This window comes from Psychrobacillus soli, from assembly GCF_006861775.1.
GTDB classification, from domain to species: domain Bacteria; phylum Bacillota; class Bacilli; order Bacillales_A; family Planococcaceae; genus Psychrobacillus; species Psychrobacillus soli.
In genome coordinates this window covers 21,944-33,637 of the sequence record NZ_VDGG01000004.1, presented here as the reverse complement: position 1 = coordinate 33,637, position 11,694 = coordinate 21,944, and the positions used below count along the sequence as shown (strand labels likewise).

The window sequence follows — 11,694 nt, the reverse complement described above, 5'->3', positions numbered from 1 at the left end:
CCTTTACTGTTACTCCTAGTTTACGAAACTGTTAAACTATTTGCAATATAAATATGTCTATTTATTGAACAATCGCTTCCTTTTCTTCCTCTTCTAATTCTTCGCTCGATGGTGTGAATTCCCCGAAAATAGATTTCTCTAGCAATTCAGCAATATCGTACGTGCCAACTGTTTCTTCTACTTCTTTTGCTTTTGTACCATCGGAAAGCATTGTTAAACAATATGGACAACCAGATGAAATAATAGTTGGATTTACTTCTAGCGCTTGTTCTGTTCGAGCAACGTTAATACGGTTTCCTACATGTTCTTCCATCCACATTAGTCCGCCACCAGCTCCACAACACATACCAGTTTCACGATTACGATCCATCTCCACTAATTTCACACCAGGAATTGCTTTCAATACTTCTCGTGGTGCGTCATATACATCGTTGTATCGACCTAAATAACAGGAATCATGGAATGTAATCGTTTCTTCCACTGCATATTGTGGCTTTAAGCGACCTGCTTGGACTAAGTCGTACAGCATTTCTGTATGATGTAGTACTTCCCCGCTCCAACCAAAATCACTATATTCATTTTTAAAGATATTATATGCATGCGGATCGATTGTGACGATTTTTGTTACACCAGCTTTTTCAAATTCGGAAATATTCGATGTTGCCAACTCTTGGAATAAAAACTCGTTTCCTAATCGACGTGGTGTGTCTCCAGAGTTCTTTTCTTTATTACCAAGAATGGCGAATTTCACTCCAGCTTCGTTCATCAAATGGGCGAATGCTAATGCAATTTTTTGTGACCGATTATCGAATGATCCCATTGAACCAACCCAGAACAAGTATTCAAATTCTTCTCCAGCTTTCGAAACTTCCTTCACTGTAGGAATATGAATTTCTGGACTAGCATCTCTCCAGTTTTCTTTTTCTTTACGGTTTAAGCCCCATGGATTTCCTTGACGTTCAATATTCGTCATTGCGCGTTGTGCATCTGGATCCATTTTTCCTTCTGTCATTACTAAGTAGCGACGAAGGTCGATAATTTTATCGACATGCTCATTCATAACTGGACATTGGTCTTCACAGTTACGACAAGTAGTACAAGCCCAAATTTCTTCTTCTGTAATAACGTCGCCAATTAGTGATGGGCTATAAATGTCTTCAATGATTGCCCCTTCTGCTCCAGCAGCCATTGCAAGTTGGTTTCCTTTTGTTCCTTGGAATGCTAGTGCTGGTACCCAAGGTTTTGCCTTCGTTTCTACAGCTCCAGTAAATGTTAAATGATCACGAAGCTTAATGATTAAGTCCATCGGAGACAGCATTTTACCTGTTCCTGTTGCAGGACACATATTTGTACAGCGACCGCATTCTACACATGCGTAGAAATCGATCATTTGCGCTTGCGTAAATTCATGAATGTTCCCAACACCAAACGAAGGCATTGCTTCTTCGTCCGCTTCTTCGTCTTCTTCCTCTTCAAAATTGATCGGACGTAGTTTACCTACATTGTCTAAGCGATGGAAGTAAACGTTCGCAGGACCAGTAATTAAATGGAAGTGCTTCGATTGTGGAACGTATACTAAGAATGTTAGTAAGAATAGTAAGTGCGCCCACCACATGATATAGAAAATAGTTGTAGCAGCTGCAGTTGGCAATATTCCAAAAATTGTTGCGACAGCTGATGCAATCGGCTCTGACCAAGTTGCTTCGTGCCCTTGCCAAATCATTCCCATACCATTCCCAACTAAAACGGAAACCATTAGCCCACCGATGAATATGAGAACTAGTCCACTTTTCCATCCTCGTTTTAAACGTACTAATTTTTCAATATAGCGTCGGTAGAATGCCCACACAACTGCTACTAAAATGACAAATGTTACAAGTTCTTGAAAAAACGTAAAAGCAGGATACACAGGACCTAATGGCATATGTGAACCTGGTGCTAAGCCTTTCCAAATGAAATCAATTGCTCCAAATTGAACAAGTAAAAACCCATAAAAGAACATTACATGGATTGCTCCGCTTTTCTTATCCTTTAACAGCTTCTTTTGTCCGAACACATACACCCAAATTTTCCGGAGTCGTTCCTTCACGTTATCTTCAAACTCCACTTTTTTCCCAAGTTTGATATACGCATACCTTGTTTTTAACAAATAGGCGAACAAACCGATTGCATACAAAGTAACTGCTATAAACAGCACCCAGTTAGCGATTAACAATGGATTCATCTTATTCTCTCCCCCTTAAAGACGTAAAATGATGTTATGCATAGAATACCATTAGGCTAATAGATTAATAAAGAATTAATTTAATATTAAAACTGAATGAGCATTCAGTCAATGGTTATTTTCAAGAATAATCTAAATTCTATCTTCTATTTTTCACCATTACCCTAACATACTATGACCACCGTTGATCGAAAACACTTGGCCTGTGATCCAATCAGACTGCTCACTTAACAAAAATTGCATCATTCCTGTAATATCTCCCGGTTTGCCTAAACGTTGAAGCGGATACCCTTTTACAATTTTTCGATACATATCCTCTCCTATCTGCAAGTCATCTTGATCGATTAAACCAAGTGAGACGGTATTACACTGAATATGTTGTCGACCTACTTCTTGGGCTAAAGACTTCATAAAACTTATAACTCCATTTCTCGCTGCTGCGGATACGATGAGTTTTCGATCACCAGTGCGCGCTGAATCGCCAACAATCGTAATAAACTTGCCTTCTTGTTGTTCTTTCATAGATGGTACAAATGTGTAAGCTAAATTTAATACTCCATTTAAGCAAACATCGATTTCTTGTTTCCATTCATTTGGTTCATAGTCAAAGAAAGACTTCATTTGCCCGTATCCTGCATTGTTGATCACACCAAACACTGATCCTAGTTGTTCTTCTATAGCTTTGTGCATCTTTTGTACATCCTCTAAACTTGCGATATTTGCTTGAAAACAAGCAACTTGGCTCCCTAATTGTTCTATTTCTTTAGCTGTTATTATTGCTTGTTCAGCAGAATGGTTGTAATGCAGTGCAATAGTTGCTCCTTCATTTGCTGCTGCAATAGCTATTGCCTTTCCAATTCGATTTGCTGCCCCTGTTACTAAAATTGTGCGACCATTTAGTGAGTTACCCATTTTCCAATCATCCTTTCTAGCTTTCTATATAAAAAAACAGGAGTCAGAATTGGCTCCTGTTGATTGTTCATGTCACACCATTGCCAATCCACCATTGACCGATAATACTTGGCCTGTAATATAATTTGCTTCTTCTGAAGATAGAAATGCTACTGCATTTGCAATATCTTCTGGTTGCGCAAGACGTCTAAATGGAATTGCTTTAATAAGCGCTTCCGCGATGCCTGCATTGTATTCACCAATTTCCTTAAATAATGGTGTATCCGCTGGACCTGGTGCGATGCTATTTACATTTATTTTATGTCTTGCCATTTCGCGTGCTAATGTTTTCGTAAACGCAATTACTCCACCTTTTGCTGCAGAATAAACTGCTTCTCCACTTGAACCAACACGACCAGAGTCAGAGGAAATATTGACGATTTTACCGTATCCATTTTCAATCATGAGTGGTAGAATCGTTTTGCACGTATGAATTTGACCTAATAGGTTAATATTTAAAATCGCTTCCCATGTAGAAGGCTCACTTTTTAAGAATGGTTCAATTTTGTCCCATCCCGCATTGTTAACAAGTATATCGATACGACCTAGTTTACTTACGGCTTCTTGTACAGCTTCTTCTACACTGCTCAATTTAGTCACATCACAATACACTGCAAAAGCTTTTCCACCCGCTTGTTCTATGAGTGCTACTGTTTCATTTGCATTTGCATCGTTCACATCCGACACAATAGTAGTTATATTTTTAGCTGCTAGTGTTAATGCAATTTGTCTACCAATTCCTCGTCCGGCACCTGTAATGAAAGCGACTTTATTTGTCATGTTCATTTCCCCCTTACGTTAGTTTGTAACATCCTCTGTAATTAGTTCTCGTAATTTAAACTTTTGTATTTTCCCACTTGCCGTCTGCGGGAAGTTCTCTATTATTTCTAGTTTTTCCGGCCAGTACTGTTTTGCTACCCCTTTTTCTTCTAAGAAAACTTGAAGTAGTTTTAGTGTGAGCGGTGTTGTACCTTGCTTCATTTGGATGAAAGCACATGCTTTTTCTTGCAAGCGTTCGTCTGGCATCGCAACAATTTGAGCGATTGCAACATCCGGATGTTCATACAAAATATTTTCAATATACACGACTGGAATATTTTCACCACCGCGAATAATAACGTCTTTGTCCCGTCCGGATATTCGAATGTATCCGTCTTCATCCATAATTGCGCGGTCACCGGTTATAAACCACCCATCATGGAATTCCGAAAGCGTTTGTTCCATTTGTTTTAAATAACCGACAAACAGAGCTGGGCCTTTACAAAGTAAGCTCCCTTCAACGTTTGCGGGTAGATCATTGAAATCCGCATCCACGACTTTCACGGCCATACTTGGAAGAGCAACGCCGTCTGTATTTGTTAATTTTTCTTCCGAATCGTTCAACTTAGTGAGTGTCACAAGCCCATCTTCTGTTTGACCCCATCCGGATAGTATGGAAAAGCTGACGATATCCGCTGCTTTTCGTATAAGTGCACGTGGTATCGGTGCACCAATTGCTACGAATGCACGCAATGACTCTAAATTATATTGCCCTATATCGGGTGATTGGATTGTATCTTGCAAAAATGGCGTTGCACCAGCTGTAAACGTAATTTTTTCCTTATCTACTAGTCGTAAAAACTCTTGGGGATTCCATATATCTTGATACACTGCTGTTCCACCAATATGTGTTGGTAAGCGAACGCCATATCCAAATCCTGTCTGATGTGCAAAAGTAGAAGCCATAAACATGACGTCCTCACTTGTTAACTGTAAACGTTCAATCCAAAAGTTAGTCGACACGCATAGTGTATTATGCGTATGCATAACCCCTTTCGGATTACCCGTTGTACCTGATGTGAAAATAATTTCGGTTACATCATTTGGATCGTGGTGAATATCATTTAAAATGGCAGGATCTCTCTTCGTTTCCCATTCGGTATCAAATAAATAACTTAAGGGTTGTGCATCACTCGGAATATCGTCGCCAATAACAAACAAATGCTTTAACGACGGTAATTTCGGTCGAATCGTTTGCACCATTTGTACGTAATCATAATTACGGAACTTTGCTGGAATAATAAGTACTTTCGATTCTACCGCCCCAACCATATAGGAAATTTCACGTTCTCGATAGATTGGAATAAGTGGGTTCGTAATAGCTCCAATTCGAGTAATAGCGTAGTGTAATATGATAAATTCGTTCCAGTTTGGCAGTTGAATAGATACAACATCGCCTTTTTCAATGCCTAGTTCTAATAAACCTAATGCTACTCGGTCGACCATTTTGCCCAATTCCTCGTATGTATAACGAGAATTTTTATCAATAATTGCAACTTTCTGTGGATACTTTTCGATTGCATCGTTCAAGTAATTCAAAATCGTTTTATACGGCCAAACAGATTGATACCCATCTATCAGATTCGCAGTTAATAACGTTTCGAGTTTCATCCTTTTCCTCCTTATTTATCCACGGAATTTATTGAAGTTGACTGGTCGTTTTTCTAAAAATGCTTCTTTTCCTTCATTCGATTCTGGTGTGTTATAAAACATCGCTAAACTACCCATTGCAAGTTGAGAAATACCTTGTATGTTGGCACTATCCGCATTGAATGAATATTTAAGCATTTGAATAGCTGTTGGACTTTTTTGTAAAATCTTTTCTGCCCATTCTTGAGCCGCTTGTTGCAATTCATTAGCAGGCACGACTTTATTAACAAGTCCCATTTCCCTACATTCTTCTGCTGTATATTGTTCACATAAATACCAAATTTCACGTGCTTTCTTTTCCCCAACAATACGTGCTAAGTAGGCAGAACCAAAACCAGCATCATAACTCCCGACTTTTGGTCCACTTTGACCAAACTTCGCTGTATCTGCAGCAATGGTTAAATCACAAATTACATGTAATACATGTCCCCCGCCAATTGCAAACCCATTTACAGCAGCAATAACAGGCTTTGGAATATTGCGAATTACTTGGTGTAGTGATTCTATTTCAAGACCGATTCCTCCGCCTAGACCACCTGAATAATCATAACCGCCTTCATTCCCTTTTTCTTTTTGGTCACCCCCAACACAAAAAGCCTTTTCACCCGCACCTGTCAGAATTACCGCTCCAATTCGCAAATCGTCCCATGCATCACGAAAAGCCCAAATAAGCTGCTGAATCGTCTGTGCACGAAATGCGTTATAAACCGCTGGTCGATTGATCGTAATTTTAGCGATTCCGTCGTTTTTTTCATATAAAATATCCGTCAAATCAATTTGTGCTACGCTTCCAGTTGTGTTTTTTGTCGTTTCCATTTTTCATATCCCCTTCGCTATTTAGTAAGTACGGAACTCTTTTCCAATAATGCCTTTTGCAATGACCATTTGGTTTGCTTGTGCTGTACCATCTCCAATTTCTAATCCAATTACATCACGCAAACGTTGCTCTAAAGGCATTTCTTTCGTATATGCATAGTGACCATTTAACAATAAACATTCATGGATTGCTTCTACACTATATTTTGGGCCAAGCCATTTTACGCTAGAAGATTCTTTGGAATGATCTAAATTTTTATCTCGGAGCCATAATCCTCGGTATGCTTGCCATTTAATAAGTTCTAGTTGAGTAAAATGCGTCACTAAGGAAAATGATACTGCTTGGTAAGTTGCTAATGGACGACCAAATGATTTTCTAATTTTTACATGCTCAATCGTCTCGTCAATACTTTGCATCGCCGTTCCTACGCATTGCAAGCCGATTAATAAGCGGCTTAAATCGAAGCCATTCATCACTTGCGAAAACCCTTTGTTTTCACTACCGATCAAGTTAGAAACCGGGACTTTCACATCATTCATATAAAGGGAACCGCGGCCAATTGGAATATTCCCCATATCTTCATAACCCTTTGTTTCTAGTCCATCCAACTCAGCTGGCACCAAAAATGCGCTAATTCCTTTATTGCCAAGTGATGGATCTGTTTTAGCAAAAATGATAAATGCATCGCCGCAAGTGGCTACGCTGATGCCCGATTTTTCTCCATTCAATACGTAATAGTTGCCTTCTAATTTTGCTGTCGATTGGATTCCACCAGCATCTGTTCCTGCAGAAGGTTCCGTAATAGCGATACCGACGATTTTGTCGCCGCTCGCAATTTGAGGGAGCCATTCTCCTTTTAAATCTGCACTACCATGCTTGGCAATAATTTCACCGATTAAGGCATTTAGCATAACTGCATACGTTAAGTTAAAATCGCCTCTTCCAATTTCTTCTGCTGCGATACCTGTTGTGACACAATCAGCTCCGCTGCCACCATACTCTTCTGGAATACGTAGACCATTGACCCCTAAATCGCCAAGTCTTTTCCATAGATGTCTAGGTGTGATGCCTTCACGATCCCATTTCGTATAATGAGGCAGCAGTTCTTCTTTGGCAAAATCCCGTAAAATCTTTCGGAACTGCTCCTGTTCTTCTGAAAATTCAAAATTCAACATGCGTAAATTCCCCTTTTTTGTCTACGTATTTTAGTTTGAATACTGGCAGTTTTCTATAATAGTCGTAATCCCTTGTCCCCCGCCAATACATAATGTCACTAATCCGTATCGAGCCTTTTGTCTTTGTAATTCATATATAAGTTTTGTCGTTAAAATTGCACCTGTTGCTCCAATAGGGTGACCAAGCGCAATTGCTCCGCCGTTAACATTTACTTTGTCTAGCTCCATGCCTGCTTCTTGTATAACGGCTAAAGCTTGTGCAGCAAATGCTTCATTCAGTTCAATTACATCTATATCTTGGATCGTCAAGTTTGCTTGTTTTAACGCTTTTTGCGTAGATAGTACTGGGCCAATTCCCATTAGTTCTGGTGAAACACCTGCAACTGCTTGTGCAATGATTTTCGCCTTCGCTTGTAAACGGTACGCTTCCAGCTTTTCTTTCGTCATAAGCAGTAATGCCGAAGCACCATCATTTCTACCACTTGAGTTACCTGCTGTTACTGTTCCACCTTCTTTAAAAACAGCCTTTAAATTACTAAGCGAATCGAGTGATGTTTGACGTGGATGCTCATCTACTGCGACTTGCACAGTCAATTTTCGTGTTTTTATCTCATACGGGATAATTTCCTCTTCAAAGCGACCTTCCGCAATTGCTTGTAATGCTAAATGCTGACTACGGAGTGCAAATTCATCTTGTGCTTCTCTCGAAATATTGTATTTTTCTGCTAGATTTTCAGCTGTATAGCCCATAGTGAACGTGCCGTATTGATCGATTGGTTGCGAGTGGATTTGGCTCTCTGTGTTCGGATCACATAACACACCGTTTCCTACATTAAATCCGTATCTTGCATTTCGTAAATAGTACGGTGCATTGCTTAAACTCTCCGTACCACCTGCGATGACAACATCCTGTAAACCGAGTGCTATTTGCTGCGCAGCGTTATTAATCGCCTGTAAGCCGGAGCCACATTGTCTGTGTACGGTGTATCCCGTAACGTCTTCTCCTAGCTTCGCATGTAGCGCTGCAACTCGTGCAATATTTGCTGCATCTGCGCTTTGTCTTGCTTGTCCTAAAATCACTTCATCTACTTCAATAGATGGGTTTGTTTTTTCTAATAGCCCTCGAATGACTTTTGCTGCTAGTAAATCCGCTTGCACTTCTTTAAAAGCCCCACCAAGTTTCCCAATAGCAGTGCGAACCCCTTCTACAATGTAAACGTCTCTCATCCAACTTACCCCCTAGGCGCATATTCTCTATTTAGTTCTGATGCAATAATATTCCGTTGTATTTCAGATGTTCCTTCATAAATTCTCGTAATACGTGCATCCCGGAAAAATCGCTCGATTGGAAAGTCTTTCATATAACCTAATCCACCGTGCACTTGAAGCGCACTGTCTGCCACTTTGTTATATACTTCTGATCCGTAAAGCTTTACCATAGCCGCTTCCTTCACAACTCGCTCCCCTTGATCCACCATCCATGCAACCCGGTATGTAAACGAGCGCAATGATTCAATTTGCAAAGCCATATCGGCAATCATGTGCTGAATTGCTTGGAAGTTAAAGATTGGTTGATCAAACTGCTTACGTTCTAGCGCATGCTCCATTGAATGCTCTAACAAACGTTCAGATGAGCCCAAACACCTCGCTGCCATACTTGCACGTCCATTTGCTAAAATTTTTAATGCATTAATATACCCTTCTCCTTCTGTACCGAGCACATTTTCAGCTGGAATTTCTACGTTTTCGAAGTAAAGTTCCGCTGAATTGGATCCACGTAAACCTAATTTCTTTTCTGGTGCGCCAATCTCAAAGCCTGGTGTTCCTTTTTCTACGATAAAAGAAGTAATTCCTCGTGCACCTTTTGTCGGATCCGTCACGGCCATTACGGTAAATACATGCGCATCATGTGCATTTGTAATATAGTGCTTGGAACCATTTATAATATATTTATCCTCACGCCTTACAGCGGTTGTTTTTAAATTAGCCGCATTGGAACCGGCATCGGGCTCAGTTAATGCAAAAGCACCTATCCATTCTCCAGTCGCCATTTTCGGCAAGTATTTCTTTTTTTGTTCTTCGTTTCCGAATTCAACAATTCCTACAGAACCAATTCCGATATGACAGGATATTAATGTCGTGTATCCATTATGCGTTTTTGCAAGTTCTTCCAGAATGGCGCATTTATCTACCATACTTAAACCTAATCCGTCATATTCTTCTGGGATACTAAGACCAAATAACCCCATTTCCTTTGACATCGATACAAGATGTGGAGGAATTGCATTTTCCTCTTCAATTTGATTGGCAACTGGCTCAACCTCTTCTTTTACAAACTTTCTTACAATCTCTTTTAATGATTCAATCTCCTCGGAAAATTGGAAATTCATCATGCTTCCCCCCTATTATTTGTTCATAAATTCCGCATTCCTTTTTTCCATGAAAGCCCTAGTACCTTCTTCTTTATCTTCTGTTCCAAATAAAACTGCTGTCGATAATTTCTCAATCCATTGTGCTGTTTGCATATCTACATCGACACCACGATTAACTGCAAACTTTGCTAACTGCACAGCAACTGGTCCTTTTTTCAAAATAGCGGATGTAACGGAAGCAAGTGTCTCATCTAGCTTTTCTGCGGTCGTATAATAATTCACTAATCCAATACGCTCCGCTTCAACACCATCAATCATCCGACCAGTTAAGATTAAATCTAGTGCACGTCCTTTACCGATTAAACGTGGTAAACGCTGCGTACCACCTGCACCTGGTATAATGCCAAGATTTAACTCTGGCAATCCAAATTTCGCCTGTTCAGTCGCAATCCTTAAATCGCATGCCATCGCTAACTCACAACCACCACCGAGCGCATAGCCGTTAACAACGGCGATTGTCACTTTCGTACACTGTTCGATTTTTGTATATAATCCTTGCATTCCTGGCACTAGCGCATCAAGTGTTGGTCGTTCATGCAATGCCTTAATGTCTGCACCTGCTGCGAATGCTTTTCCACCAGCACCTTGTATAATTACGATACGAATGTCTTCCTTATTTTCTACATAGTCAAAAGCTCTCGCTAACTCCTGTTGCATTTTAGCATCTAGTGCATTTCGAACTTCTGGACGATTGAGCGTAATATAGGCAATCTGTTGCTCTATTTCTAGTTGAATATTTTCAAATGCTGTCAATATCCATCACTCCTCCCTGTAATCGTAAACACCTTTTCCACTTTTTTTACCTAACCGACCTGCCTTTACATATTTCACGAGAAGTGGACTTGGTCGATATTTTTCACCTAAAGTTTTATATAAATATTCCAATGTCCGCAAACGTGTATCCAAACCTACAAGGTCACCCATTTCAAATGGTCCCATCGGATGATTTAAGCCAAGTTTAATCGCTTTATCGATATCTTCCGCTGATGCAACACCTTCCATTAACATATTCATTGCTTCATTGCCAATTAGAACATTCATACGGGATGTGACAAATCCCGGGAACTCATTTACTTCTACAGATTCTTTTTGCAATTGCTCCGTTACCGCTTTAATCACTGCCACCGTATCGTCTGATGTATCAAGCCCCCGGATTATTTCCACTAGTTTCATTTTGTGTACGGGATTGAAGAAATGCATCGCAACTACTTTATCGGGACGTGACGTTTGTGCCCCGATTTCCGTTGGGCTTAAGGAAGATGTATTAGTCGCTAAAATAGTATTTGGGTGACAAAGACGATCTAACTTTTGAAAGAGCTCAATTTTCACGTCCATGTTTTCTACAATTGCTTCGATGACTAATTCCGCTTCCTGAACAGCGATTTCTAACTCCGATTCATACTTTATTCTTTTTAAAGCGCTTTCTTTTTGCTCCGTTGTGATGAATCCTTTTTCTTCACTATGCGATGCGATCTTTTCAATTTCTTTTTTAGCTTTTGTAAGACCCGCTTCCGCAATATCTTGCAGTACAACTGAAAAACCATTTAATGCACTTGTATAGGCAATTCCACTGCCCATAATACCTGCACCTACTACTGTAATTTTTTGTACCATCTATTCTCTCTC

The 11,694-nt window shown here is 39.9% G+C and carries 10 protein-coding genes; all 10 read right to left on the bottom strand.

Annotated features, from left to right (window positions below; genetic code table 11):
* Window positions 1-61 precede the first annotated feature (61 nt).
* Entirely contained in the window at window positions 62-2,224 is a 2,163-nt protein-coding gene (locus FG383_RS02700; RefSeq protein WP_142605311.1) for a heterodisulfide reductase-related iron-sulfur binding cluster, read from the bottom strand.
* A gap of 159 nt (window positions 2,225-2,383) precedes the next feature.
* Window positions 2,384-3,136, bottom strand: coding sequence for an SDR family NAD(P)-dependent oxidoreductase (locus FG383_RS02695; protein WP_142605310.1), 753 nt, complete (start codon window positions 3,134-3,136; stop codon window positions 2,384-2,386).
* A 72-nt stretch (window positions 3,137-3,208) separates the two neighbouring features.
* Entirely contained in the window at window positions 3,209-3,955 is a 747-nt protein-coding gene (locus tag FG383_RS02690) for an SDR family NAD(P)-dependent oxidoreductase (protein ID WP_246096825.1), read from the bottom strand.
* Between the two features lie 18 nt (window positions 3,956-3,973).
* Window positions 3,974-5,605 (bottom strand): AMP-binding protein, encoded by a 1,632-nt coding sequence (locus FG383_RS02685; RefSeq protein ID WP_142605308.1) that lies wholly within the window; start codon window positions 5,603-5,605, stop codon window positions 3,974-3,976.
* A 15-nt stretch (window positions 5,606-5,620) separates the two neighbouring features.
* Window positions 5,621-6,460 (bottom strand): 1,4-dihydroxy-2-naphthoyl-CoA synthase, encoded by an 840-nt coding sequence (menB, locus tag FG383_RS02680; RefSeq protein WP_246096824.1) that lies wholly within the window; start codon window positions 6,458-6,460, stop codon window positions 5,621-5,623.
* 21 nt (window positions 6,461-6,481) lie between these two features.
* The gene (locus tag FG383_RS02675) at window positions 6,482-7,636 is read right to left on the bottom strand and encodes an acyl-CoA dehydrogenase family protein (protein WP_185907827.1); all 1,155 of its coding nucleotides are present in this window, start codon (window positions 7,634-7,636) and stop codon (window positions 6,482-6,484) included.
* Between the two features lie 30 nt (window positions 7,637-7,666).
* The gene (locus FG383_RS02670; protein ID WP_142605307.1) at window positions 7,667-8,863 is read right to left on the bottom strand and encodes a thiolase family protein; all 1,197 of its coding nucleotides are present in this window, start codon (window positions 8,861-8,863) and stop codon (window positions 7,667-7,669) included.
* Between the two features lie 5 nt (window positions 8,864-8,868).
* Window positions 8,869-10,026, bottom strand: a complete 1,158-nt coding sequence (locus tag FG383_RS02665; protein ID WP_142605401.1) for an acyl-CoA dehydrogenase family protein — start codon at window positions 10,024-10,026, stop codon at window positions 8,869-8,871.
* Window positions 10,027-10,041: 15 nt separating this feature from the next.
* Window positions 10,042-10,821 (bottom strand): enoyl-CoA hydratase/isomerase family protein, encoded by a 780-nt coding sequence (locus tag FG383_RS02660; RefSeq protein WP_142605306.1) that lies wholly within the window; start codon window positions 10,819-10,821, stop codon window positions 10,042-10,044.
* A 6-nt stretch (window positions 10,822-10,827) separates the two neighbouring features.
* Window positions 10,828-11,682: a 3-hydroxyacyl-CoA dehydrogenase gene (locus FG383_RS02655; RefSeq protein ID WP_142605305.1), complete on the bottom strand. Its 855-nt coding sequence runs from the start codon at window positions 11,680-11,682 to the stop codon at window positions 10,828-10,830.
* Window positions 11,683-11,694 lie beyond the last annotated feature (12 nt).